This is a genomic window from Saliniferula longa, assembly GCF_050789285.1.
Classification (GTDB): Bacteria; Pseudomonadota; Alphaproteobacteria; order Rhodobacterales; family Rhodobacteraceae; genus CAVPWP01.
Window position 1 is genome coordinate 1,024,829 of sequence record NZ_JBOUVX010000001.1, and the last position, 25,477, is coordinate 1,050,305.

Below are 25,477 nucleotides of genomic sequence, written 5' to 3' on the forward strand. Positions count from 1 at the left end.
GCGAAAGGGCAGGCGCTGCGGCCTACTCGCAGGTGATGCCGAACTCGGACGGGTCGCGCACGGCTTCGCCTCGGCCCTTGAGCGCGCAGGCTTCGCCCGCGATGACCGGCATCGCCGCGGCCATGGCGCCTTCGCCGAAGCTCGGGGCGAAGATCGCGCCGCGTTCGCGGGCATAGGACTGAAGCTCGGGCGAGGTCATGATCCGCTCTTCCCAAACCTTCGACACGGTCGCATAGACCTCGGCGGGCGCGCCCTTCGGGATAAGGATGCCGAAGTAGTCCGACGCCACCTCCATGTCGGGGATGAATTCGGTGATCGGCGGCACCGGGTCGAGGCCCTCGATCTCAAGCGGGGTCGATGCCAGAACGGCCAGTGGGCGCACGCGTCCGGCGCGGACCATCTCGGTCTGCTCGACCGCAAGCTGCGTGGTCGCGACCACTTCGCCCGAGGCCGTCGCGGTCACCGCCGGCGCGCCGCCGTCATAGGTGACCATGCGCGCGCCAAGCGCGCCGCCCATCGCGTCGTTGATCGCCGCCAGCGCCATGCCGCCCGACGAGGTCACGCCGGCGGTGCCGACAGTGACATCCGAACCCTTCATCGCCTCGAGCAGTTCGCCGAAGTTCTGGTAGGGGGCGTCGACGTTCACGCTGACCATCGGCACGTTGGCGACGTGCAGGTAGATCTCGTAGTCGTCGATGCTGGTGTTCTCGAGCAGGCCCGAGATCGCGTAGGTCGCGTTGTTGGCGACCGCGTTCGCGGTCCAGGTGTAGCCATCGCGGGGCGCGTCGAGCGCGGCCTGCGTGCCGATCGAGCCCGAGGCCCCCGGCTGGTTGACGACCACGACCGGCACGCCCAGTGCCTCTTCCAGGATCGGGGCGACGACGCGGGTGACCTGGTCGGTCGATCCGCCCGCCGACCAGGGCACGATGATGTTGATCGGGCGGTCCGGGGTCCACTCCTGCGCGACGGCGGCGCCGCCGGCGAACGAGGTGAAGACTGCCAGGGCAACGCCCTGCAACAGGTGACGACGGTTCATGAGGCTCCTCCCAAGTTACCTACTGGTAGGCTAGGTTGCCGAAGGGTTAAGTGTCAAGGGCTCGTTTTTATTTGTTTACAGTCGGTTATGTGGCGGTTCAGGCGGGCGGGCGAATGCCGGAAAGGCCCCCCTTTCGGAAGGCTTGCGCTGGGCGGTCGGGGTCTGGCGTGGCCGCGCGTCAGCCGGCGACGCCCCGAACCGCCATCGCCGCCGCCGCGCGCCGTGCGGCCAGGTCGGGGTCGGGGAACAGGCCCGCCGCGCTGCCCAGCCGCACGATGTCGGCCAGATGCAGGGTCGAGCGCGCGCTTTCCTGCCCGCCCAGCATCGTGAAATGGTCCTGGTGGCCGTTGAGATAGGCCAGGAAGACCACCCCGGTCTTGTAAAAGCGCGTGGGCGCCTGGAAGACATGGCGCGACAGCGGCACCGTGGGATCGAAGGCGGCGCGATAGGCCGCGCGGTCACCCGTGGCAAGCGCGGACAAGGCCCGCGCGGCCGCCCCGGCGATCGGATCGAAGATCCCCAGAAGCGCGTGCGAGAAGCCCGTTGCATCGCCTTCGATCAGGTCGGGGTAGTTGAAGTCGTCGCCGGTGTACATCCGCACGCCTTCGGGCAGGCGGCGGCGCATCGCCACCTCCTTTTCCGCCGAGAGAAGCGAGATCTTGATGCCGTCGACCTTCGCGGCATTGGCCGCGATCACGTCAAGGCAGGCGTCCATCGCTGCGGCGTGGTCGGCCGATCCCCAATAGCCTTTCAGCGCGGGGTCGAACATCTCGCCCAGCCAGTGCAGGATCGCGGGCTGCGCCAGCCCTGACAGCACCCGATCATAGACGCGCTGGTAGTCCTCGGGTCCGCGCGCGATCGCCGCCAGCGCGCGCGAGGCCATCAGGATCACGCGCCCGCCGGTGGCCTCGACCGCCTCGCACTGGTGCTCGTAGGCCGCGATCACGTCGTCGATCGAAAGGTCGGGTGCGGGGGCCAGGTGATCGGTGCCCGCGCCGCAGGCGATGAGGTGCCCATCCGCCTTCGCTTCCGCCACGCTGCGCCGGATCAGGTCAAGCGAGGTGGGCCAGTCCATCCCCATGCCGCGCTGCGCGGTGTCCATCGCCTCGGCCACGCCGAACCCCAGCGACCAGAGGTGGCGGCGAAAGGCCAGAGTCCGGTCCCAGTCGACCGCGCAATCCAGCCAGGGCGAGGCGTCGGCCAGCGGATCGGCCACGACATGCGCCGCGGCATAGGCCGTGCGTGTCCACGGGGCAGCGCCGGGGGTGGGGGTGGGACCGGCGGCGATCTCGAAGGTCTCGAGGTGGCGGTCGGCGGTGGGAAGGATCACGCGTGCCATGGCTCAGATCTTCAGGTCCGGAAGGTCGACCCAGCGGCGTTCCCGCGCGCTTTGATAGCCGGCTTCGGCCAGCTGCACGCCCTTGGCGCCTTCGGTCAGGGTATAGCTCCACGGCCCGTCCTCCAGCACGTGGCGCAGGAACTGCTCCCACTGGACCTTGAAGCCGTTGTCGAAGACCTGGTTGTCGGGCACTTCCTCCCAGTCCGAGAAGAAGTCCATCGTCTGCGGTTCGTCGGGGTTCCAGACGGGCTTCGGGGTGTTCACGCGATGCTGCGAGAAGCAGCGATGCAGCCCGGCCACGGCCGAGCCATGCGTGCCGTCGATCTGGAAGGTGACAAGGTCGTCGCGGCGCACGCGGGTGCACCAGCTCGAGTTGATCTGGGCGATGATGTCGCCGTCCAGAAGGAAGGTCGCGTAGGCCGCATCGTCGGCGGTGGCCTCATAGGGCGCGCCGGCCTCGTCCCAGCGCTTGGGGATGTGGGTCGCGGTGGTGCACATCACCGACCGCACCGGCGCCACGACGTTGTCGAGCACATAGCGCCAATGGCACAGCATGTCCGACACGATGCCGCCGCCGTCCGCGGCGCGATAGTTCCACGACGGACGCTGCGCGGGCATCCAGTCGCCCTCGAACACCCAGTAACCGAAATCGCCCTTCACCGAGAGGATGCGCCCGAAGAAGCCTGAATCGCGCAGCCGCTTCAGCTTGCGCAGGCCGGGCAGGTCGAGCTTGTCGTGGACGATGCCGTTCTTCACGCCCTTCGCCTTGGCATAGCGCGCGATCTCGACCGCCTCTGTCAGCCCTTCCGACACGGGCTTCTCGGAATAGACATGCTTGCCCGCGTCGATGGCCTTCTTCAGAAGCCCCGGCCGCAGCTTGGTCGAGGCGGCGTCGAAAAAGATCGTGTCGTCGGGGTTCGCGAGGGCCGCGTCGAGGTCGGCGCTCCACCGCTCGATGCCAAGGCGCCGGGCCAGGGCTTCGATCTTGGCGGCGTTGCGGCCGACGATGATCGGGTCGGGAAGGACGCGCCGTCCGTCCGACAGAAGCACGCCGCCCTCCTTGCGGATGGCCAGCACCGAGCGGACAAGATGCTGGTTCAGGCCCATGCGTCCGGTGACGCCGTGCATGATGATTCCGATGCGGGCAGCTTGCGCCATTTTCATCACTCCTCCCTGTGCTTAGCCATGTTACTTACTTGTTAGTAGCAAGTATGGCAAGCCACTTGGAACATCCTTCGCCACCCTTGTTCGGAGGGCCGCGCGGGCGGGGGTCCGGGCGGCGTTGACGGCGGTCAATGCGGGTCCAGGACCGGGCCCCTAGCCTTCGATCGAGCGTCCGTCACGGACGCCCGCGGGGTCGATGCGGCCCTGGCGCGCCATCCGTCGCGCGCCGGCCCAGCCTGCGGAACCGGGAGGAGGGAACGATGCATGCATTTCGCCTGAACACGCTTGCCGCGGCCATCGCCGCGGGGCTGGCGGCCTTTGCCCCGCAGGGCGCGGCCGCCTTCACCGCCTGCCAGGTCACCGACACCGGCGGGATCGACGACAACAGCTTCAACCAGACTGCCTGGAAGGGGGTTCAGGACGCGATGTCCGGGCTTGGGATCGAAGGGCGCTTCCTCGAAAGCCAGGCCGAGACCGACTATGAGGCGAACATCAACTCGCTTCTGGGCGGGGGCTGCGACATCATCGTGACGGTGGGCTTCCTTCTGGGCGATGCGACCAAGACCGCCGCCGAGGCCAACCCCGACCAGAAGTTCTCGATCGTCGACTTCGCCTATGACCCGCCGATCCCGAACGTGCTGGGCCAGGTCTATGCCACCGACGAAGCCGCCTTCCTTGCGGGCTACCTGTCGGCCGGAATGACCAAGTCGGGCATCGTCGGCACCTTCGGCGGGATCAACATCCCGCCGGTGACGATCTTCATGGACGGCTTCGCGCGCGGCGTGGCGCATCACAACGCCACCAAAGGTACCGAGGTGCGCGTCCTGGGCTGGAACCCCGACACGCGCGAGGGGCTGTTCACCAACAACTTCGAGTCGCTCGACGACGGCCGGGCTTTCGCACAGAACCTTTATGACGAGGGCGCCGACATCGTGCTTCCGGTCGCGGGGCCCGTGGGCCTTGGTTCGGCCGCTCTGGCGAATGAACTGGGCACCGAGGCGCTGAAGATCATCGGCGTCGACGCCGATCTTTACCTGACCGACCCCGAAAGGGGCGATGTCTATCTGACCTCGATCATGAAGAACATGGATGCCACCGTGTTCAACGTGATCAAGGCCGCGATGGACGGCAGTTTCGAAGGCGGGGTGATCGTCGGCACTCTGGCCAATGGCGGCGTCGGCCTTGCCCCCTTCCACGATTTCGAGGGCGCCGTGCCCGAGGGTCTCAAGGCCGAACTCGACGCCATCCGCGAGGCCATCGTCGCGGGCGAGTTGTCCGTGAACTGACCGGCAGGGCCCCTTGGACATCGACCTGATCGGGATCACGAAGCGCTTCGGGCCGGTGACGGCCAACGAAGAGGTCGATCTGTCGATCCGCGGCGGCGAGGTCCTTGGCCTGCTCGGTGAAAACGGCGCCGGCAAGTCGACGCTGATGAACGTGCTGTCGGGCCTTTACCGGCCCGACGCGGGCGAGATCCGCGTCGATGGCCGCCCGGTCAGCTTCGCCGGCCCGGGCGATTCGATCGCGGCCGGAATCGGCATGGTGCACCAGCACTTCATGCTCGTGCCGGTCTTCACGGTGGCCGAAAACGTGGTGCTGGGGGTGGAACCGACCGGGCGGTTCGACCGCCTTGACCTTGGGCGTGCGCGCGCGCAGGTGCGCACGATCAACCAGACCTACGGGCTGGAAGTCGACCCCGACACCCGGATCGAGGATCTGCCCGTTGGCCTTCAGCAGCGGGTCGAGATCATCAAGGTCCTCTTCCGCGAGGCCGAGGTGCTGATCCTCGATGAACCCACGGCCGTTCTGACCCCGCAGGAGGTCGACGAGTTCTTCGGCATCGTCAGGGGCCTGCGCGATCAGGGCAAGGCCATCGTCTTCATCACCCACAAGCTGCGCGAGATCCTCGAGATCGCGGACCGCATCTCGGTGCTGCGCGCCGGCCGCATCGTCGGCGGCGGACGCCCCGGAGAGATGACGCCGGAAAGCCTGGCCGTGATGATGGTCGGCCGCCCGGTTCATTTCGACGTCGAGAAGGCGCCGCGCGCCCCGGGCGAGCCGATCCTCGAGGTCGCCGACCTCACCGTTCTGGGCGAGGACGGCAAGACCACGGTCGACACCCTGTCGCTGACCGTGCACAGCGGCGAGATCGTGGGCATCGCCGGCGTTCAGGGCAACGGCCAGTCCGCGCTGGTCGAATGTCTGACCGGGCTTTCGCCCGCCCTTTCGGGCAGCGTGCGCTACCAGGGGCAGGACATCACCGGGGCCAGTCCCCGCGCGCGCCATCGCATGGGCATCGCCCATATCCCCGAGGACCGTCAGCGCATGGGCCTGATCGGCAGCTTCAGCGTGGCCGAGAACATGGTGCTCGACAGCTATTACGGCCCGCCCTACGCGAAGGGACCCGTCATCGACTGGCCCGAGGTCGAGCGCCGCGCCGCGCGCAACGCGGTGGACTTCGACGTGCGCACGCCGTCGGTCTTTCTCGAGGCGCGGGCGCTGTCGGGCGGCAACCAGCAGAAGCTGATCGTCGCCCGCGAACTGATGCGCGACACCAAGCTGGTGATCGCCGCGCAACCGACCCGCGGCCTTGACGTGGGTTCGATCGAATACATCCATGCCCGCCTTGTCGCCGCGCGCGACGAAGGCGACGGTGTGCTGATCGTGTCGTCCGAACTCGACGAGATCCTGGGCCTGTCCGACCGCGTCCTCGTCATGTTCAAGGGCCGCATCGTGGCCGAGTTCGACAATGCCGGCGGGGCGGCCGACCGGGGGCGTGTGGGTCTTGCGATGGCGGGGGCGGCGGCATGAGCCTGTCTGACGCCAACGCCCGCGTCGACGAGGCCGTGCAGGCGCTCTTGACCCGCGCCGCGCCGGGCCGGGCGCGCTTCGAGGATCTGGTGGTCGTCCCGGTCTTCGCCGTGATCGTGGCGTTGATCCTAGGCGCGCTCGTGATGCTGGCGACAGGGGTCGATCCGGCGACTGTGGGCCAGTCCTACGTCGCGCTCCTGCGCGGGTCGCTTGGCTCGGTCAACGCGCTGTCGGAAACCGTGACGTCGGCGATTCCGCTTGTGATCTGCGGCCTGGGCCTGGCGCTGGGGTTCCAGGCCGGGCTGTTCAACATCGGGGCCGAGGGGCAGCTTCTGATGGGTGGCATCGCGGCGGTGATCGCGGGCTTCACCTTCGCGGGTCTTCCCGCGGGGCTTCTGCTGCCGCTCTGCCTTCTGGTCGGCGCGGCGGTGGGCGCCGCCTACGCCTCGATCGCGGGGGTGCTTCGGGCGGTCACTGGCGCGCACGAGGTGATCACCACGATCATGCTCAACCTCACGTCCTACCGCATTCTCGACTACCTCCTGCGCCTGCCCTATGTGCAGCGCGAAGGGCGCTCGGACCCGATCTCGAAATCGGTGCCCGACGGGGCGGGCCTGCCGCGACTTCTGTCGGCGATCGACCCGAACCTCAGGCTGCATGCCGGGGTCTTCCTGATGCTGGCCTGCGTCGCGCTGGTCTGGTTCGTCATCTACCGCACGCGGCTTGGGTTCGAGTTCCGCGCCAGCGGCGCCAATCCCGACGCGGCGCGCTATGCCGGCATCCGGGCGGGCGTCATCATCGTCGCGGCCATGGCGGCGGCGGGCGCGCTGGCGGGGCTTGCGGGCGCCAACCAGGTGCTGGGGGTGCTGGGCCGGGCATCGCCGGGCTTCTCGGCCGGGATCGGGTTCGATGCCATCGCGGTGGCCCTGTTGGGGCGGTCGCACCCGGTGGGGGTGCTCTTCGCGGGGCTTCTCTTCGGCGCGCTCGAGGCCGGCGGGCGGCAGATGCAGGTCGACGCGGGCGTCAGCGTCGACCTGATCGGCATCATCCAGTCGCTCATCATCGTCTTCATCGCGGCGCCGCTGCTGGTCCGGGCGCTGTTCCCCTGGGGCTTCCGGCGGAACGGAGGAGGGGCGCGATGACCGACGTCGCAACCCCCGGCTTCGGCACCCCCGGCGCGGCCGACCCGGTGCGGATGCGCCAGACCCGCGTGGTGGGCGTGATCCTGCTGCTGCTCTCTGCCTTCGTGGCCTGGGTCTTCGGCGGCGGGAGCGAGGGGGTCGCGACCTTCAACCTGACCCGCCCGACCGACGCCCTGCCGATCGGGCCGCTGGTCGTGCCGGCCGCGCCCTTCGCCTATGCTGCCTCGGCGATCCTCGCCTTTCTGGGCGCGCGGCAGTTCCTGCGCGGCGGCGGGCGCTGGACCGGGCTGTCGCTGGGCCTGGGCCTGGCGCTTGCGGTCTTCGCCTTTCTGGTCTGGGCGACGGCGGGCAAGTCCTTTTCGCTGACGGGCATGTTGCAGGCCACGGTCGTGCGCGCGGTGCCGATCGCGCTGGGGGGGCTCGCCGGCACGCTCTGCGAACGTTCGGGCGTGGTGAACATCGCGATCGAGGGGATGCTGCTGGCCGGCGCCTTCACCGGCGCGCTGGTCGGCTCGGTGCTGGGCGGGATCGGCGGGCTTGCCGCCGCGGTCGCCATCGGCGGGCTTTTCGGCTTCATCCTGGCACTTCTGGTCGTCACCTACCGGATGGATCAGATCATCGCGGGCGTGGTGATCAACCTCTTCGTGCTTGGGCTTACGTCCTATGTCTCAAGCCAGGTCTTCGCCGAGGCGCGATGGCTGAACAACGCCCCCGTCTTTCGCGCGATCCCCATCCCGATCCTTTCGGACATTCCGGTGATCGGGCCGACGCTCTTCCAGCAGAATATCTTCGTCTACGGCGCGCTGGTGATGGTCGCGGTCGCGACCTACTACCTTTTCCACACGCGGATCGGCCTGCGCACCCGCGCGGTGGGCGAACACCCCCGCGCCGCCGATACCCTTGGCGTCAACGTCTATCGCATCCGCTATCTCAACGTGACGCTGGGCGGCATGGTGGCGGGCTTCGGGGGCGCCTGGTTCACGCTGGGCTCGGTCGGCCGCTTCGACGAGAACATGACCGGCGGGCGCGGCTTCATCGGGCTTGCCGCGATGATCTTCGGACGCTGGCACCCGGTGGGCGCGCTGGCCGCCGCGCTCGTGTTCGGCTTCGCGGATTCGCTTCAGCAGAAGCTCGCACTTCTGGGCACGCCGATCCCGTCCGAGTTCCTGGCCATGGCGCCCTACATCGCCACCATCGTGGTCGTTGCGGGGCTGGTCGGGCGGGCGAAGCCGCCGGCCGCGGACGGCAAGCCCTACGTCAAGGAAGAGTGATCCCGCCTCAGGCGTCCATCGCGAAGACAAGCGCCGTCGTTCGCCCCAGGCGTTCGGCCAGAAGCCGGGCGATCGCCGCCTGGAAGCGCGCGGCAAGGGCCGGGTCCTCGGCCGCCGCCCGTTCGAGCGAGCCGCGCGAGACGCGCAGGATGACCGAAGGTTCGTCCGCGACCACGCTGGCGGTCCGGCTGGTGCCGGCGGCGAAGGCGATCTCGCCCACGACGGCGCCGGGCAGGAAGCTTGCCACCCGCGCCCGGCTTCCGTCGGCCTGGGTGATCCAGGCCGACAGGCGCCCTTCTGCCAGATAGGCCAGGTCGTCGCCCGGATCGCCCTGGGCGTAAAGCACCCCGCCGGCGCCAAGCGCGGCACGTTCCTCGACCAGCGGCAACCCGCGCGCCGTCGCCTCGGCCAAAAGCGCGCCGAAGGCGGACATCGGGTCGTCGTGGCCGCCCCCCTCGGTCCCGTCGCCGCCGGCCAGCAGGTCGTCCTCGGCCCGCTGCAAGCCGTCGGCAAGGGTCGGATAAAGCGCAAGTCCCGCGTGCCCGGCGAGCGGGCCCAGCGTGTCGCGCAGCCGGTCCGAGACGCCGGTGAACCCGACCTGAACGCCGCGTTGCACCGCAAGGTCGACCAGCCGCCCCAGCGCGAAGGAGGCCGAGACATCCAGCCCGCTGACCCGGCGGAAATCGATCAGCAGGTGATGGATGCTTGCGCCAGGGCGGGTGATCTCGGCGCTGACGCGCTCGAACAGGCCGTTCGCCGTGCCGAAGAACAGGAACCCCTGCAACTCGAAGATCAGCGTCTGCTCGCCCTTGGCCACAAGCGTCGCGATATCGCGTTCGGGGCGCTCGGTCGGCGACAGGCGCAGCCGGCCCGAGACCCGGTTGCGCACCACGTCCACCCGGGAATAGGCCAGCGTGAACAGCACCGAAGCCGCGATCGTTCCCAGGATGATCGCCACGACGAAATCGAAGGCGATCGCCGTTGCAAGGATCGTCGCCACGATGGCGAAGTCGATCCGCGGCATCGACCGCCGCGCGACCACCAGCCAGTGCCACAGGAACTCGATCCCCAGAAAGACGAGGATCAGCGCGATCGCCCCCTTGGGCACGAAGGCGACATAGCCAAGCCCGCCCCACAGCACCGCCACGATCACCGCCCCGGCTGTCAGCCCGATGGCGGGCACCGGCACCCGCACCAGCGCGCGGCTCAGCTGATAGACCGACACCGAATGAAAGCCCACGAAGCCGCAGCCGGCCGAGGCGGCCATGCTGGCCAGCCCCGCGCGCGTCATCTCGCGGTCAAGGTCGAAGGACCGGCCCATCTGCACCTCAAGGGCCGAGACGCTCATCACGATGCCGAGGATGGTCAGAAAGGCGATCGCCCCGATCGTCCAGACCTGCCCCGTGACTGCGGCGAAATCCGCCCGGCCGGCCTCGGACAGCGCCAGCACGATCCCGGTCCCGTCGCCCGGCCCGCCCAGAAGTAGGCCCATCGACGCCGCCTCGGCCAGGCCCAGCCCGTTGAACGCAAGGAAGGCCGCGAAGCCAAGCAGATACAGCGCCACGCCGCCAAGCAGCGTCGCCGACGGGCCAAGCCAGCGCGACGCCAGCATCATGCCCGCCCCAGCAATCACAAGGGGACCCCACCGGAAAAGCGCCGCGGGATCGGCAAGCGACGCAAGGCCAAGGGGCGCGCCGGTCACAAGCTCGATCCCGCCTTCGAGAAGGAAATAGCCGGTCGCCGCCAGGAAGCCGCCGATCACCGGGTAGGGGATGAACCGTGCCTGCTGGCCAAGGCGTGCCCGCCCGATCAGGAAGATGGCAAGGCCCGCGACGAAGGTCGACAGCGCGGTGAAGACCGCCACGGTGGCGAACAGGGTGGCCGGCGCCGCGTCCGCCAGCGCCGCCGCGATCCCGGACGCGGCCAGGGCGACCAGCACGACGGGCGAGGCCTGGTTGCCCCACCACGTTCCCGGCACCGACCCGGACAGGGCCGAGGCGAAGGCATAGACCGCGCTGCCGAAGACCGCCATCGAGATGCCGGCGTCCCGGAAGGGCGCAAGCGGGCCGCTGAACACCACCGCCGCATAGGACATCGAGAAGGCCAGCGACATCAGCGCGACAAGGACGCCGGTCCCGGCGGCGCGAAGCAGACCTGGCCCTGCGGCAGGTTCGGTCGCCAATCGTCGGTCCCTCGTGTCTTGTTCAAGGCGTCTTCGGGGGTCACAGCATAAGCGCGCAGGGCGATCTGTAAACCGTTAATCCGCTTTGGCTTTTCTCGTCGGGACATGGGGGCCTTGCGGGGGCGTCCGGCGCGGCGGCGCATGGCGGCGTCGTGTCTGTCGTGCTTCCCTTGCGTCACCCTGCCGACAAAGGCCGCGCCGCGGGGTGCATCGCGGTCCAACATGTGCTTGTGTGCCGAAAAACATACAGGCAAAGGAAAGGTGCGAGTGAGAGACGTCCTTGTTCCGACGCTGGGTCTACTGGCGTTACTTCAGCTGAAACACGTCCTTGCGGACTTCGTCTTCCAGTCGCCCTACATCATCTCGAACCGCTGGATCTACGGGCACCCCGGGGGGCTGCTGCATGTCGCGGTACATGCGGCCGGCAGTCTTGCGGCCGTCGCGATCATGGGGCTTCCGGGTCTTGCCGCGCTGTCGGTCCTGCTGATCGGCGAGGCGGTGGTGCATTACCATATCGACTGGACCAAGGACAACGTCGTGCGGCGCTATGCGTGGACGCCGAAGGACGCGAAGTTCTGGTATGCCACCGGGGTCGACCAGGGGCTGCACCAGGCGACCTACCTTGCCATGGCGGGTTACTGGGCGGCCAGCCTGCCGCTTTGACGCGCGGGGCGGCCTGACACCGCGTCGCCGCCGGGCGCGTCGGCGATGAAGTCCGCGATCCGCCCCGGCAGCCTGTCGTAAAAGCCCGCCAGACCGGGGCACAGCGCCTCGCCCGCCTCGGCGCAGCGCGCCCTGAGTTCGGCATCGTCCTGCCCGGACGCAAGGCCGGCCAGAAGGGCGCCATGCATCTCGCGCAGGCGCACGAAGGCTGGGCTTGCGGCCATGGCCTCGTCGCCCACGGCGATTGCCACCGGGATGCGGTCGCTCACCCCCTTCAGGGCCAGATCGCCGGCCTCGAGCATCGCGAACCCCGGCACCGCGCGCGCCACCTCGTCGCTGACGAGGATGTCGAAGGCCACATGGCGGCAGTTGGCCTCGATCCGCGCCGCCTGGTTCACGGTCTCGCCGATCACCGAATAGTTGTAGCGCGCCCGCGACCCCATGTTGCCCACGCAGGCGCTACCCGAGGCAAGGCCGAAGGCCACGTCGATCGTGCGCAGACCCTGCGCCTGGCGCGCCGCGTTGAAGCGCGCAAGCGCCGCGCGCATCGCCAGCGTCGCCCGGCAGGCCGCGACCGGGTGATCGGGCATGTCGAGCGGCGCGTTCCAGAACGCCATGATCGAATCGCCGACATACTTGTCGATCGTGCCGCGGGTCTTCAGGATCTCGTCCGTCAGATCGGTGAACAGCGCGTTGAGCAGCGCCACCAGATCATGCGCGGGCATGGATTCGCTCAGCGGCGTGAAGCCGCGGATGTCGCTGAACAGGATCGTGACCTCGCGCACCTCGCCGCCAAGCTCGAGGCTGTGTCCCCGCTTCTCGATCTCGCCCAGGACGTCTTCCGAGACGTACTTCGAGAAGGACCGCCGGATCAGGCGCTTCTCGCGGTCCGAGGCGACGAACTGAAGCATCGCAAGGCCCGAAAAGGCCAGAAACCCGCCCAGCATCGGAAAGGTCACGTCGAAGAGCACGCCCATGCGGTTGAACATGAACCAGCTCGACGACAGCAGAAGCGCGCCCGCCGAGGTCCCCGCAAGAAGCGATCCGCCCGCCGTCGTGACCGCCATCACCACCGATACGATCACGCCGATCAGGATCAGCGCGAGGATCTCGAACCCGCCGATCAGGTCCGAGCGGATCAGGTAGGTGTCGGTCAGGATCTGCTCGATGATCTGCGCGTGGATCGACACGCCGGGCACGGATTCGCCCAGCGCCGTGGTGCGGATGTCGAGAAGCCCGGCCGCCGAGGTGCCGATCAGCACGACATGCCCCTCGATCGCGGGCAGAAGCGCCTCGGTCAGCTCCGGGTTCAAAAGATCGACCGCCGAGACATAAAGCGACGGGTCGTCGCGGCGATAGCGGACGCGCAGTTGCCCGTCGTCGTCGGTGGGGATGTCGTAGCCCGCCACCCGCAGGAAGCTCAGCCCGCTCGTGTCCTCGTTGCCCATCAGGACATAGGTGGATTCCCCCAACGCCAGGCGGATCGCCTCGACCGCCAGCGCCGGGATCGGACCGTTCGGGCCCGCCCAGACCAGCGGCACCGTGCGCACGATGCCGGAATCGTTGCCCTCGGGGCTTACGTTGATGGCGCCAAGCCCAAGCGCGGCCTCTTCCAGCATCGGCACGATGGGGGTCGTGGTCGGCATCTGCGCCAGATAGGCCGACGGCGCCGGTCCGACCTCGACGAAGCCTGCAAGCGTGCGCGTATCGGTGCTGCCCGCCGCGCCGGCCGAGGCCGTGCCGAGGCTGACGAAGCCCTGCAGCATCGCATCGGCGAAGACGCGGTCGTTGTCGACCGACGCCAGGCTTTCCAGCCAGGGCGCCGACCCCGCGGCCGCCCGCACCAGCGGGTCATCGACCAGCCGCGCCGCGGACAGGCGGTCGGGTTCGGCGAAGATCACGTCGAAACTGACCGAGGCCGCGCCCAGAGCGGTCAGCCGCTCGACGATCTCGGCCATCCGGTAGCGCGGCCAGGGCCACTGTCCCAGCGCGGCGAGCGAGGCCTCGTCGATGTCGATGACGCGCACCGGGATGCCGGGCTCAAGCTGCCGCGGCGCCAGGCGCTGCAGCAGGTCGAAATAGCTTTCGCGCACCGCTTTGACCGGCCAGGGATCGGCCGCGCGCACGGCCACCAGCGCGGCCAGAAGTCCCAGGGCGACAAGCAGAACCAGACGGCGCATGGGATCAGCCCCCTGGCCTTGCCGGGCGCGGGTCGCGTGGCCGCGCCCTCATCGGATCAGTCCGCCGGGTTTCCGGTCTGCGGCTCGTCCGCAGGGGCGCTGTCGCGGGTGTTGACGCTTGACGCTGCGGGAAGGGCGATCTGGCGCACTGGCTCCAGCGCAGCCGACGAGCCGCGGCTGTCGCGGCAGTTCACGGTCGAGGCCCGGAAGACCGGCCGCAGGCGCTCTTGGTCGTCGACATAGGGAAAGCGCGCATCGAGCTTGGCGTCCCGTTCGCCGACCGTCGCCGGCTGGGTGAAGACGCCGCGGCGATCAAGGCGCACGGCCTGGCAACCGCCGGGAACACGGGCGCAGCGGCCGCGTCCGCACATGCGCACTTCGCCGTTGTAGACGACAAGATCGGTGTCGTCGCGTCCGGCGACCGCGAAGTCGAACTCGGTCCCGCGCACGCCCATCGTCGCGGTGGGGGTGCGGATGTTGTAGGCGCTTGGCGGGCTTTCGCCGCTGAGGAAGCGGAAGGTTCCCCGAACCGCGTTCACCGACAGCCGCCGCGCGGTGCCGTTGTCGCGGAACAGAAGCCGGGTGATCGAAAGCTGCGAGTTCGGCCCGACGACGATGCGCGTCTGGTCGGGGAAGATGATCTGCGCCTCGCCGCCTTCGCCCGTGGCGATCGTGTCGCCAAGGGCGACCGGGGCGCCTTCGCTTAGCGTCACGGTATTGCCGTCGCTGTTGAGGACCGCGCGCTGCACGACTGCGACCGCCTCACCCGTAACGGCCAGGGCGGGCAGGCCGGCAAATGCCACGGCCGCGACCGCAAGCCAGAGTTTCAGTCCAGTCATCGCTGTGGTCTCCTTTGGGGGCGTCGAAAACCCATGCCGGCCAGCATCGCGAGCCCCGCGATCAGCCCAAGCGCCGGGGCCGGCAGCGGAACCGGCGGAACCGGCGGGTATGGGTCATAAAGCGAGTACCGGAAGTTTCCGTAGGCGAAGCCTCGGGTGGCAAGGCTGCTCTGGTCAATCAGCTGGATATGCGAGATTCCGGCGAAGCCGAAGAAGCTGACCAGCCCGGCCGAGGTGATCGTGCGTTCCGTCAGCAGCAGATCGCCCGAGAACAGACGCACCAGCGCCTGGTCGCCCCTGCGGAAGAAGTAGGTCTCGAAGGACAGGTCCTTGATCAATTGGTCGAACACGACCAGGGCGTTGCCAAGGCAGTTGAAGCCTTCGTCAAGCGCGCAGAAGCCGCCAGGCGCGGGCATGAACTCGTCGCCGCGATAGACGAAGATGCCGTCGCCCGCCGTCAACGACACCGTCGCCCCCGGAAGGCGGATGGTGCGCGCGCCGTTGCGAATGCCCAGGGCCTTGCTGAAGTCGAGGAACTCGGTCTGGATCGGGGGCACCGCGGGGGGCGGCGTGCCCGGGGCGGGCACGATCGGCGCAAAGCCGGGCAGGGGCGGGGCGCTGGTGTCGTAGGTGATCGACCTCAGGCTGCCGCCCGCGCGCGGCATCGTCGCGGGGATGCCCGAGAAGTCGAGCTGGGCGCGCGTCACCTGGCCCGAGGTTCCCGACACCGGCAGCGCGACGGTTCCGCCGCCCACGGTTCCCTGCGCCACGATGCGCGTGCCGTCGAACAGGGTCAGCGCGACGGCCTTTGCGGGGATCTTCGGATCAAGCGAGAAACGCAGGTTCGTGACAGGGCCGAAGAAGATGATGCTCATCTCCGCGCGGCAGGCACGCGCCCCCGCGCTTGCACAGGCGCCGGGCAGGGTGGCGTTGGGGGCATAGACGATGATCGATCCGCCGGCGGTCGCCGCGACAAGGCCATGCTGAAATCCGATGGCGGTGCCCCGGTTGCCTGCGGCGAAGTCGGCGAAATCCACGGTGCTGGCCGCCGCGGCCACCGCCAGGCTCCAAAACATCACCGCCAGACCAATCACCAAGCGCACCGAACAGCCCCCTATGGCGCAACTCCTGACTTGTAAGTCAAATCGCGAAATTGATCAAATACAATGATTTCACTTTCGACCCCGCTGACGGCGAATTGGCTGGACTCACCCGTCAAAACGTCGCCTGCGCGGGCCGCCCCCTATGCGTCGGCAGCCCGACGGATCGGACAGACGCGCGCCCTTTGGCGTGTCCAAAGACAATCGGCGATCTGCCGGTCGATTGTTGATGAAATTGGGAGAATCGATTGCCCGTTGCGCTGGCTCGGGTCGCCCCCGCCCGCAGGCCCCGGACCCGCGACGCTCAGCCAGCCCTGTGCTTGCCCGCGGCGCGGGGCGCGATCGTGTCGGCGTCAGGGGGCGCGAGAGGCCCGTTCCGCATCTCCGGCGCCGCGTCCTCGAGGACGCGCGAGTTCCTCAGAAGGCGGGCGGTGATGATGCGGATCAGGCTGTAGGCGAAGCGGGGATTGTCGAAGTAAAGTTCGCGCACGCGCCGGTCGGTCAGTTCTGCGACCTCGACCGGCCCATCGGCCTCAGCGCTCAAGGTGCGGATCCCGTCGCCCGAAAACAGGCTGATCTCGCCCAGCAGGGCGCCCTTTTCCAGCGTCACGCCGATCTCGGGCAGGCGAATTCGTCCCTTGGTCAGGATGTACATGCTGCGCCCCCGATCGCCCTTGCGAAAGATCGTCTCGCCCGCGGAAAACCGTCGACGCCGGCCGATGGGCACCAGCCAGTCGAAGGATTCCTCACCCCCGGTATGCTCTTCGGCCGCCCGGGCGGCGCGAACGAAGGCGTGAAGCTGCCAGAGCCGGGCAAGGTTCAGCGGCAGGAGCAGCCCGTGCAGCACGAGGATGGGCGCAAGTCCGGCCGATGCCGCGTAAAGGATGAAGGCAATGTTGCTGGCGATCGCAATGATCCGCAGCGTGACCATCGTCTTCATCAGGAAGGTCAGAAAGACCAGCGCCGCGGCGACGTATCCCAGCGCGTCGGCCGAAACCGTTTCGAACATGGTCACTGTCCGCTCATCCGGTCGATCCCCCCACGAAGCCAAAGGAATATCGCGCCCGGCGCGTCCTGCATAGATCCACGGAAACAAATGCGACCGTCGCATCCGGCATTTGCCAATCGGTCCCGCGCACCGGTATTCTTCCGCCATGAAGGACAGCGACCCCGCACCGAAGCCCCCGAAGCCCCCGAAGCCCGCGCGCTACTCGGCGCCCGCGCTCGAGAAGGGTCTCGACATCATCGAGCTTCTCGCCCGCGAGGAACGCGGCCTCAGCCAAAGCGAGATCGCCCGGGCCATGGGCCGGTCGGTGGGCGAGATCTTCCGCATGCTGGTCGTCCTGACCGAGCGCGGCTATGTCGTTCAGGACCCCGATACCGACCGCTACGGCCTGACGACGAAGCTGTTCGAGGTGGCCCATCGCACCCCGCTCATCCGGCGCCTGACGGCGCTGGCGGGGCCGCTCATGCGGCGACTCACCGCGGCGATCAACCAGTCGGCGCACTTGGCGATCATCAGCGACGACGCGGTGCTGATCGTGGGGCAGGTGGACCCGCCCGGGCACCACGTCATGTCGATCCGCCTTGGCGCACGTATCGATCTCTGGCGGGCGTCCTCGGGCCGGGTCATCCTTGCCTTCGCCGACGACGAGACGCTGTCCGAGTTCTTCGCCACCGTTCCGCTGCCGCCCGACAAGTCCGAGGCGCAGGTGCGCGCCGAACTGGGACAGATCCGCGCGCGCGGGCACGAGATCACCGACAGCTTCACCGCGCGTGGCATCGTCAACATCGCCGCACCGGTCTGCGACCATACCGGCCATGCCATCGCCGCGCTGACCGTGCCGCATCTGGAACGCTTCGACGACCCGGTCAGCTTCCAGACCTGCGCGCGCCAGGTGATCGACACGGCGAACGCGCTCAGTGTCTCGCTGGGCGGTCCGACGGTGCCCGCCTACGACGGCCCCCACGGCGGCCCCAATGGCAGCCCCAGCGGCGGCCTCAGTCGAGCGTGAGGGGCTCGGACGGGCGCTCCATCGCGCGGAAGCAGGCCTCGACCAGCGCCATGGTCTGATACGCGTCCTCGACCCCCGAGTGCAGGTGGTCGTCCTCGCCCGCGTCGAATCGCTGGACGTTGCGCATCGGGCCCATGAAGGCCTCGATGAACCAGCTTCCCGAAAGCGGGATCTGGTGCCACTCGCCGCCGTTCGGGCAGAACCACAGCTCGTCCGCCTCGCCGTTGGGATAGTCGTAGCAGACGCCCAGCTTGACCATCATTGCGCCCGCGGTCCCCTCGAACCGGAACCAGGCCGACTGGAACTTTCGCCCGCATTGGTGGTTGTGGTTGATCGACATCAGGCCGCGCAGTTTCGGCCCGTAGTCTAGGATCACCGAGGTGCGGGTTTGCTTGAAGTCGCCGGCGCGCGGGTCGTGCAGGCTGCGCGCGAAGACGCCCCGCGGGTTGCCCGCCACCGCGCGTATCGCGTCGAGGTAGTGGATCGAATGCACCGCGATCTCGACCCGCTGCATCGGGATGAGGAAGGGAAACAGCGTCCAGGGCGTGAAGATGTTCAGGTGCACCTCGATCTCGAGCAGCTCGCCCAGCATCCCGCGCCGCACCGCGTCCTGCACCGCCAGCATCATCGGCGAAAAGCGCAGCTGGAAGTTGACCGCCGCCTTCAGCCCCTTGTCGCGGCAGATCGCGCGGATCTGGCGGGCCTGCGCCTGATCTGCCCCCATCGGTTTCTGCATCAGCACCGCGGCCCCGTCGGGCAGATGCGGCAGGATGTCGGTCAGCGCGTGCGGCGGGACCGCGATATCATAGACCGCGCCCTTCCCCTGATCGGCCACGGCGGCGGCAAGGTCGGGGTAAAGGTTCGGCAGACCATAGTCCGACGCCAGCGCGCTGGCCCGCGCGCCATCCACGTCGGTGACGCCGGTCACGGTCAGCCCGGCCTTCGCGTAGGCCGGCATGTGCGCGTCGCGGATGATGCCGCCCGCGCCCACGATGACGATGGGCTTGGGGGTGGCCGGGGCCGGCCAGTCCTGGGCGAGATCCTTCGTCAGATCGGTCATTGCGCGGCCTCCCTCCGTTCGGCAAGCAGGATATGCTCGCAATACATCACCGTCTTGCCGTTCTGGTTCTTCGTCTCGCAGATTTCGGTCACGCGGCCGTAGCCGGGCCGCTTGGGGTCGTCGTCAAGCGCGCCGATCGTCACCGTGGTGCGGATCGTGTCGCCGGCATGGACCGGCGTGGGAAAACGCAGCCGTTCGTAGCCATAGGTGAAGGCGCGCGGATTGATCTGGGTGGCGGTCAGGCCGATGCCGATGGCGAAGGTCATGGTGCCATGGGCGATGCGCGCCCCGAAGGGCTGGGTCCGGCACCACTCGGCGTCCATGTGATGGGGGAAGAAATCCCCCGAATGGCCGGCGTGAAAGACGATGTCGGCCTCGGTGATCGTGCGGCCGAATGTCTGGCGCGCTTCGCCCAGCACGTAATCCTCGAAGAACTGTTCGCGTTCCATCGCCCCTCCCTGACCGGCCCTGCGCGGTTTGGCGCCACTGCTGCTTTTACATATACAAAAACATTTGACAGATGAAAAGCAATCCGTGACGATATAGCCAACCCGCAGGAAGCGGGACGACAGGGGGGAAGCGATGGCCGAGATCGGAGTGCACGCGCGGGGGCTTCCCGGCCTGCCCGAAGGGCATGCCGAGATCCCGGTCTGGAACGCCGAGAACTGGTATTTCGAGGATTTCGAGGTCGGCGACAAAATCCGCTCGATCCGCCGGACGATCTCGGAAGGCGAATCGATGCTCTTCAATTCTCTGGTCATGGACCATCACCCCTATGTCAGCGACGAACGCTTCGCCGCCGAGGAAGGCGTCTTCGGCCGCCGTCTTGTCGCCGGGGCCATGGTCTTTTCCTACGGGCTGGGCCTTGCGGCGACCAATTGCCTGAACTCGTTCTCCTACGGCTACGACCGGCTGCGCTTCATCGCGCCGGTGTTCATCGGCGACACGATCTACACAATCCGCGAGAACCTGTCGAAAGAGGTCAAGGACCACCGCATGGGCAAGGTTCGCGTCAGCTATTCGGTCTTCAAGGGCGAGGGCGAGCAGGTGCTTTACTGCGAACACCTGATGACCGCGCTCTACCGCGACCCGGCGAAGTTCAAGGACGACGCCGACGCCGCGATCAAGGCGAAGACGCGCCGTGGCTGAGCTTCTTGGCATGACCTGGGATCATTCCCGCGGCTTCGACCCGATGGTCGCCACGTCGCGGGCCTGGGCCGACGCGCATCCCGGCGTCACGATCCGCTGGGAAAAGCGGTCGCTTCAGGCCTTCGCGGACCGCCCGATTGAGGAGATGGCCGACCGCTATGACCTGATGGTCATCGACCACCCACATGTGGGCGAGGTGGCGCGCTCGGGGCTGCTGATGGCCTTCGGCGGGATCGGGCGCGACGACGATCTGGCGACGCTTGCGGCGCAGTCGGTGGGTGTTTCGCACCCGTCCTACGACTTCGACGGCCGGCAGTGGGCGCTGGCGATCGACGCGGCCACGCCGGTCGCCGCGCACCGGCCCGACCTACTGGCCGAGGCCCCGCGCGACTGGGCTGGCGTGATTGCACTCGCGCGGCAGGGCAGGGTGGCCTTCGCCCTGATCCCGATCAACGCGTTGATGACTGTCATGGGGCTCGCGCGCAACATCGGTGCCGAGGTGGCCGCCGGCGCGCAGTTCCTCGACGCGGCGGCAGGCGACGAGGTGCTGGGCTGTCTGGCCGACATCCTGCCGCTGATGGACGCGCGCTGCCTCACGCTTGACCCGATCGGGATCTACGAATGGATGGGCCGCACCGCCGAGGCGCCGGCCTATTCGCCTTTCGGCTATGGCTACACGAACTACAGCCGCGAGGGGTACTGCCGCTTTCCGCTGCAGTTCACCGACGCCCCCGGCGTCCATGCCGACGACCCCTCGGGCACCGTGATCGGCGGCACCGGCATCGCTGTCAGCGCCGCGTCGCCCCACCGCGACCTTGCCGCCGACTATGCCTTCTGGATCGCCGGGGCCGACTGCCAGAAGGGGCTTTACGTCGACGCGGGCGGTCAGCCCGGCAACGCCGCCGCCTGGGAGGACGACCGCTGCAACGCCCTGACGCGGGATTTCTTCCGCGCCACGCGGCGCACGCTCGACACCGCGTGGCTGCGGCCGCGGTATGACGGCTACATGGGCTTCCAGGACCGGGGCGGCGACATCGTCCATGCTTTCCTGCGGGGCGAGGCCACGCGCGCGGCGACGCTCGATGCGCTGCAGGCGGCCTACGAGGAGAGCCGGTCATGAACGTAATGCCGGACGCCGACCGTCCCCTTGCGGGCCTCGTGGTGCTTGATTTCAGCCAGTTCCTGTCGGGGCCGCTGGCCTCGCTGAAACTGGCCGATCTTGGCGCGCGGGTGATCAAGGTCGAACGCCCCGGCACCGGCGACCTGTGCCGCAACCTCTACCTGTCGGACACCGACATCGACGGCGACAACTCGCTGTTCCACGCGATCAACCGCAACAAGGAAAGCCTGTCCGCCGATCTGCGCGACGAGGCCGACCGCGCCATGCTGCGCGGCCTGATCGCGCGGGCCGACGTGATGATCCAGAACTTCCGCCCCGGCGTGATCGAACGCCAGGGCTTCGGCTATGACGACGTGCGCGCGATCAATCCGCGCATCGTCTATGGCTCGATCTCGGGCTATGGCGAGGACGGGCCCTGGGCCGCGCTGCCCGGGCAGGACCTGCTGGCGCAGGCGCGGTCGGGGCTTTTGTGGCTGACCGGGTCGCAGGACGATCCGCCGATGCCCATGGGGCTTGCGGTGGCCGACATGCTGGCCGGAAACGCGCTGGCGCAGGGCATCCTTGCGGCGCTTGTCGGACGCGGGCTTCACGGGCGCGGTGCGCACGTGCAGACCAGCCTTTTCGAGGCCATGATCGACTTCCAGTTCGAGGTGCTGACCACGCATCTGAACGATGGCCGGCGGATGCCCCGGCGCAGCGCCGTCAACGGCGCGCACGCCTATCTGGGCGCGCCCTACGGCGTCTATCGCACGGCCGACGGATACCTCGCGCTGGCGATGACCCCTTCGCTCGACCGGCTGGCGGGGCTGATGGGGATCGCGGGGCTCGAGCGGTTCTTCGGCGACGCGGGCGCGCTCATGCGGCATCGCGACGAGATCAAGCGCGTGATCGCCGACGCGGTCGCGACCCGGACCACCGCCGACTGGCTGGCGGTGCTGCAACCGGCCGACATCTGGTGTTCGGAAGTGCTCGACTGGCCGCAGATGCTGGCCTCCGAAGCGTTCCGAAGCCTCGATCTGACCCAGGTGATCCGCCGCAACGGCGCGGTCGAGCTTGCCGCCCTGCGCGGCCCGATCCGCGTCGACGGCCAGACCCTGAAAAGCGCGCGCGCGGCGCCCGCCCTTGGCGCGGACCGCGACGCGATCCTGAAAGACCTGCTTCCCGATTTTCCGCCGGCGGGAAGCGGTGCCAACCAGAAGGCCCGGCAGCGGGCATGAACCGGCAGTCAACCAGGGAGGACCACATGTCCAGACTGACAGCGAAGGCCCTTGTCGCCACGGCGCTTGTCCCGCTTCTTGCGGGGCCGCTCGCGGCGCAGGACTATGGCAATTTCGACGGCTACACCCTGCGGGTGAAGCTGATCGGCGGCGCGCAGTACGAACCGCTTTACGCCGAGATCGCGAAATGGGAGGAGATGACCGGCGCCAAGGTCGAAATCCTGAGCCGGAAGAACCACTTCGAGCTTGATCGTGAGATCAAGCAGGACATCGCGGCCGGCACGCTTGACTGGTGCGTGGGCTCGAACCACACCAGCTTCGCGCCGCAATACGGCAACATCTATGCCGACCTGAACGAGCTGATCGACGCCGAGACGCTGGCCGGGTTCGTGCCGCTTGTGCTGGAGCACTCCACCGTCGACGGACGGCTGGTGCAGTTGCCCCGGCATTCGGACGTCTCGAACCTGTTCTACATCAAGTCGCTTTACGAAGACACTGAAAAACAGGCGGCTTTCAAGGCCGAGTACGGCTATGACCTGGCCCCGCCCGAGACCTGGGCGCAGGTCGCCGACCAGGCCAAGTTCTTCGCCAACCCGCCCGATTTCTACGGCACCCAGTACGTCGGCAAGGACGAGGCGATCACCGGCCGCTTCTACGAAATGCTCGTCGCCGAGGGCGGCCAGCTTTTCACCGAGGACTGGGAACCCGCCTTCAACTCCGAGGCGGGCGTGCGCGCGCTCAACTGGTTCGTCGATCTCTACAACGCGAACGCGGTGCCCAAGGGCGTGCCGAACTACCTGTGGGACGACACCGGTCTTGGCTTCGCCAGCGGCACGGTCGCCATGAACCTTGACTGGGGCGGCTGGTCGGCCTTCTTCAACGATCCCGCGAACTCGAAGGTCGCGGGCGACGTCGGGCTGATCCGCGCGCCCAAGGGCAGTTCGGGCCTGCGCACGGGCTGGTCGGGATCGCACACCTTCTCGATCACCGAGACCTGCGACAACAAGGAGGCGGCAGCGTCCTTCGTGTCGTTCCTGACCGACTACGACCGTCAGATGGTCGAGGCGCGCAAGGGCCTTCTGCCGACGCGCACGCAGGTCTGGGAAGACGCCAAGGCCGAGTTCCAGTCCAGCGGGCAGGACTTCCTCGTGGAGGTCTTCGACACCTTCCAGGCGTCGATGGCCGAGGATGCCTTCACCCCGCCGCTGATCCCCGAGTGGATCGAGGTCTCGAACGTGCTCTGGCCGCGCCTTCAGGCCGCGATCGTGGGTGACATGACCGCGCAGGAGGCGCTCGACGAGGCCGCCGCCGAGGCGCTGATCATCATGGAAGACGCGGGCTACCGCTAGGCCCGCGGACGCCGGCGCGGCGGTCGTTCTCCCGCTGCCGCGCCGGCCCCCGAACAAGACAGGTTGAAGGCCCGTGATCCGCTATTTCCGAACCCGGCAGGCGGCGATGACACCGCTTCTGTTGTTGGCGCCCGCGATCCTCACCATGATCCTGGTCGTGGCGCTTCCGCTTGTCTTCTCGTTCTATACCTCCCTCACGCCCTATCGCCTGACCCGGCCCGAGACGCTGAACACCTTCATTGGCTTTCGCAACTATGCGCGCCTGTTCACGGATTGGGATTTCTGGGAGGTCTTCGGCCGCACCATCCTGTTCCTGACGATCGCGCTCAACGTCGAGTTCCTTCTGGGCCTCGGCATCGCGCTGCTGATCAACAAGATCACCTGGGGCCAGCGCACGCTGCGCACCATCATGATGTTTCCGATGATGTTCTCGCCCATCCTGGTGGGGTTCCAGTTCAAGTTCATCTTCAACGACAACATCGGAATTCTCAACAACGCCCTGCAAAGCCTTGGTTTCACTGACCAGGCGATCCCCTGGCTGGTCGACGGCCGGCTGGCGATGTTCTCGATCATCTTCGCCGAGGTCTGGATGAGCACCTCGGTCTTCGCGATCCTGCTGCTGGCGGGCCTTTTCGCGATGCCGCGCGATCCGCTCGAGGCCGCCAAGGTCGACGGCTGCAACCCGTGGCAGGTCTTCCGGCACATCACGCTGCCGTTCATCATGCCCTTCGCCTTCATCGCGATGACCATCCGGTCGCTCGACGTGGCGCGCGCCTATGACATTGTGGCGGTGATGACCGACGGCGGCCCGGCGGGGCGGACCGAGCTGCTGTGGACGCTGATCGCGCGCGTGGGCTACGAGAACGCGCGCATGGGGCAGGCGAACGCCATGGCCTATGTCTCGACCCTGCTGTCGATCGCCTTCACCTATTACTTCTTCCGCAAGCTTGTCGCTGCGCGCCGCTACATGGGGGGCGCGGAATGAGCCGGGCGATGAAGAAAAAGCTCCGCGCGACAGGCCTTTGGATCACGACATTCGTCTTGATGGTGATCATGTGCGTGCCTGGCCTGTGGGTAGTGCTGTCGGCCTTCCGCCCCAACCGCGAGATCCTGGCGAAACCCCCGGTCTGGATTCCGCAGGAACTGACGCTCGACAACTTCGCCAAGATCTTCGGCTTCGGGCAGGAGCAGGTGGCGATCCCGGTCCTGTGGTATTTCTGGAACTCGCTGGTGATCGCCACGACATCCACCCTGATCGCGCTGACCATCGGCATGGCGGGCGGATACGCCTTCGCGCGCTTCCGCTTCCGCTACAAGAACGCGTGGTTCCTGTCGCTGATGCTCTTCCGCACGGTGCCGGGCATCGCGCTGTCGCTGCCGGTCTTCATGATCTGGTCGCGGCTGGGCATCATCGACACGCAGATCGGGCTGATCATCGTCTATGTCTCGCTCAACGTGCCGTTCACGATCTGGCTGATCGACGGCTTCTTCCGGCAGATCCCGATCTCGCTCAGCGAGGCCGCGCAGGTCGACGGCTGCACGCGCTGGCAGGCGTTCTGGAAGATCGAGTTTCCGCTGGCGCGCTCCGGCATCGCGGCGGCAGGCGTCTTCGCCTTCCTGACAAGCTGGAACGAATTCGCGCTGGCCAGCCAGCTGACCCGCTCGACCGACAGCAAGACGCTGCCGGTGGGGCTGATGGACTTCACCGCACAGTTCACGATCGACTGGGCGGGCATGTGCGCGATGGCGGTGATCATCATCGTGCCGGCCCTGATCCTGACGTTCCTCGTGCAGAAACACCTGATCGCCGGGCTGACCTTCGGCGGAGTGAAAGGCTGAC

At 67.9% G+C, this 25,477-nt stretch carries 22 protein-coding genes; 12 read left to right on the forward strand and 10 right to left on the reverse strand.

Annotated features, from left to right (window positions below; translation table 11 throughout):
* Positions 1–22 precede the first annotated feature (22 nt).
* The 3 genes from ACRDNQ_RS04805 to ACRDNQ_RS04815 all read right to left on the reverse strand — a co-directional run bounded on the left by ACRDNQ_RS04805 (position 23) and on the right by ACRDNQ_RS04815 (position 3,539).
* Positions 23–1,036 (reverse strand): Bug family tripartite tricarboxylate transporter substrate binding protein, encoded by a 1,014-nt coding sequence (locus tag ACRDNQ_RS04805; RefSeq protein ID WP_431827493.1) that lies wholly within the window; start codon positions 1,034–1,036, stop codon positions 23–25.
* 178 nt (positions 1,037–1,214) lie between these two features.
* Positions 1,215–2,375 carry a dihydrodipicolinate synthase family protein gene (locus tag ACRDNQ_RS04810; protein WP_431827494.1) on the reverse strand — a complete coding sequence of 387 codons (1,161 nt, stop codon included), beginning with the start codon at positions 2,373–2,375 and terminating at the stop codon, positions 1,215–1,217.
* A gap of 3 nt (positions 2,376–2,378) precedes the next feature.
* A complete protein-coding gene (locus tag ACRDNQ_RS04815) occupies positions 2,379–3,539 on the reverse strand; it encodes a Gfo/Idh/MocA family protein (RefSeq protein WP_431827495.1) in 1,161 nt (386 codons plus the stop codon).
* 260 nt (positions 3,540–3,799) lie between these two features.
* On the opposite strand from ACRDNQ_RS04815, the gene ACRDNQ_RS04820 reads away from it, so the two are divergent.
* From ACRDNQ_RS04820 to ACRDNQ_RS04835, 4 genes are read left to right on the forward strand one after another with little or no spacing between them, the layout of a single operon-like run.
* Positions 3,800–4,825 carry a BMP family lipoprotein gene (locus ACRDNQ_RS04820; protein WP_431827496.1) on the forward strand — a complete coding sequence of 342 codons (1,026 nt, stop codon included), beginning with the start codon at positions 3,800–3,802 and terminating at the stop codon, positions 4,823–4,825.
* A 13-nt stretch (positions 4,826–4,838) separates the two neighbouring features.
* Positions 4,839–6,350 carry an ABC transporter ATP-binding protein gene (locus tag ACRDNQ_RS04825; protein WP_431827497.1) on the forward strand — a complete coding sequence of 504 codons (1,512 nt, stop codon included), beginning with the start codon at positions 4,839–4,841 and terminating at the stop codon, positions 6,348–6,350.
* Positions 6,347–7,492: an ABC transporter permease gene (locus ACRDNQ_RS04830; protein ID WP_431827498.1), complete on the forward strand. Its 1,146-nt coding sequence runs from the start codon at positions 6,347–6,349 to the stop codon at positions 7,490–7,492. The genes ACRDNQ_RS04825 and ACRDNQ_RS04830 overlap by 4 nt, the downstream gene beginning before the upstream one ends.
* Entirely contained in the window at positions 7,489–8,763 is a 1,275-nt protein-coding gene (locus tag ACRDNQ_RS04835) for an ABC transporter permease (protein WP_431827499.1), read from the forward strand. The genes ACRDNQ_RS04830 and ACRDNQ_RS04835 overlap by 4 nt, the downstream gene beginning before the upstream one ends.
* A gap of 7 nt (positions 8,764–8,770) precedes the next feature.
* On the opposite strand, the gene ACRDNQ_RS04840 is transcribed toward ACRDNQ_RS04835, so the two are convergent.
* Positions 8,771–10,945 (reverse strand): cyclic nucleotide-binding domain-containing protein, encoded by a 2,175-nt coding sequence (locus tag ACRDNQ_RS04840; protein WP_431827500.1) that lies wholly within the window; start codon positions 10,943–10,945, stop codon positions 8,771–8,773.
* A gap of 267 nt (positions 10,946–11,212) precedes the next feature.
* On the opposite strand from ACRDNQ_RS04840, the gene ACRDNQ_RS04845 reads away from it, so the two are divergent.
* Positions 11,213–11,608, forward strand: coding sequence for a DUF3307 domain-containing protein (locus tag ACRDNQ_RS04845; RefSeq protein ID WP_431827501.1), 396 nt, complete (start codon positions 11,213–11,215; stop codon positions 11,606–11,608).
* Here the strand turns inward: ACRDNQ_RS04845 and ACRDNQ_RS04850 are convergent.
* The 4 genes from ACRDNQ_RS04850 to ACRDNQ_RS04865 form a co-directional block, all read right to left on the reverse strand.
* Entirely contained in the window at positions 11,581–13,788 is a 2,208-nt protein-coding gene (locus tag ACRDNQ_RS04850; protein ID WP_431827502.1) for a CHASE2 domain-containing protein, read from the reverse strand. The two genes, ACRDNQ_RS04845 and ACRDNQ_RS04850, sit on opposite strands and share 28 nt — an antisense overlap.
* A gap of 56 nt (positions 13,789–13,844) precedes the next feature.
* Positions 13,845–14,627: a FecR family protein gene (locus ACRDNQ_RS04855; RefSeq protein WP_431827503.1), complete on the reverse strand. Its 783-nt coding sequence runs from the start codon at positions 14,625–14,627 to the stop codon at positions 13,845–13,847.
* Complete coding sequence (locus tag ACRDNQ_RS04860) at positions 14,624–15,703, reverse strand: hypothetical protein (RefSeq protein WP_431827504.1); 1,080 nt, start codon at positions 15,701–15,703, stop codon at positions 14,624–14,626. Before ACRDNQ_RS04860 ends, ACRDNQ_RS04855 begins: the two co-directional genes overlap by 4 nt.
* A gap of 328 nt (positions 15,704–16,031) precedes the next feature.
* Positions 16,032–16,736 carry a Crp/Fnr family transcriptional regulator gene (locus ACRDNQ_RS04865; RefSeq protein WP_431827847.1) on the reverse strand — a complete coding sequence of 235 codons (705 nt, stop codon included), beginning with the start codon at positions 16,734–16,736 and terminating at the stop codon, positions 16,032–16,034.
* Between the two features lie 145 nt (positions 16,737–16,881).
* On the opposite strand from ACRDNQ_RS04865, the gene ACRDNQ_RS04870 reads away from it, so the two are divergent.
* Complete coding sequence (locus tag ACRDNQ_RS04870; RefSeq protein ID WP_431827505.1) at positions 16,882–17,742, forward strand: IclR family transcriptional regulator; 861 nt, start codon at positions 16,882–16,884, stop codon at positions 17,740–17,742.
* Here ACRDNQ_RS04870 and ACRDNQ_RS04875 read toward each other — a convergent pair.
* A complete protein-coding gene (locus tag ACRDNQ_RS04875; protein ID WP_431827506.1) occupies positions 17,729–18,802 on the reverse strand; it encodes a Gfo/Idh/MocA family protein in 1,074 nt (357 codons plus the stop codon). The two genes, ACRDNQ_RS04870 and ACRDNQ_RS04875, sit on opposite strands and share 14 nt — an antisense overlap.
* Entirely contained in the window at positions 18,799–19,251 is a 453-nt protein-coding gene (locus ACRDNQ_RS04880; protein ID WP_431827507.1) for a MaoC family dehydratase, read from the reverse strand. The genes ACRDNQ_RS04875 and ACRDNQ_RS04880 overlap by 4 nt, the downstream gene beginning before the upstream one ends.
* A gap of 133 nt (positions 19,252–19,384) precedes the next feature.
* On the opposite strand from ACRDNQ_RS04880, the gene ACRDNQ_RS04885 reads away from it, so the two are divergent.
* The 6 genes from ACRDNQ_RS04885 to ACRDNQ_RS04910 all read left to right on the forward strand — a co-directional run bounded on the left by ACRDNQ_RS04885 (position 19,385) and on the right by ACRDNQ_RS04910 (position 25,476).
* Positions 19,385–19,951: a MaoC family dehydratase gene (locus tag ACRDNQ_RS04885; RefSeq protein ID WP_431827508.1), complete on the forward strand. Its 567-nt coding sequence runs from the start codon at positions 19,385–19,387 to the stop codon at positions 19,949–19,951.
* Positions 19,944–21,071: an extracellular solute-binding protein gene (locus ACRDNQ_RS04890; protein WP_431827509.1), complete on the forward strand. Its 1,128-nt coding sequence runs from the start codon at positions 19,944–19,946 to the stop codon at positions 21,069–21,071. Before ACRDNQ_RS04885 ends, ACRDNQ_RS04890 begins: the two co-directional genes overlap by 8 nt.
* A complete protein-coding gene (locus ACRDNQ_RS04895; RefSeq protein ID WP_431827510.1) occupies positions 21,068–22,288 on the forward strand; it encodes a CaiB/BaiF CoA transferase family protein in 1,221 nt (406 codons plus the stop codon). The genes ACRDNQ_RS04890 and ACRDNQ_RS04895 overlap by 4 nt, the downstream gene beginning before the upstream one ends.
* Before the next feature lie 26 nt (positions 22,289–22,314).
* Positions 22,315–23,637, forward strand: coding sequence for an extracellular solute-binding protein (locus ACRDNQ_RS04900; protein WP_431827511.1), 1,323 nt, complete (start codon positions 22,315–22,317; stop codon positions 23,635–23,637).
* A gap of 73 nt (positions 23,638–23,710) precedes the next feature.
* Complete coding sequence (locus tag ACRDNQ_RS04905; protein WP_431827512.1) at positions 23,711–24,622, forward strand: carbohydrate ABC transporter permease; 912 nt, start codon at positions 23,711–23,713, stop codon at positions 24,620–24,622.
* An 8-nt stretch (positions 24,623–24,630) separates the two neighbouring features.
* Positions 24,631–25,476, forward strand: a complete 846-nt coding sequence (locus tag ACRDNQ_RS04910; RefSeq protein WP_431827513.1) for a carbohydrate ABC transporter permease — start codon at positions 24,631–24,633, stop codon at positions 25,474–25,476.
* The last annotated feature ends 1 nt before the right edge of the window (position 25,477 follow it).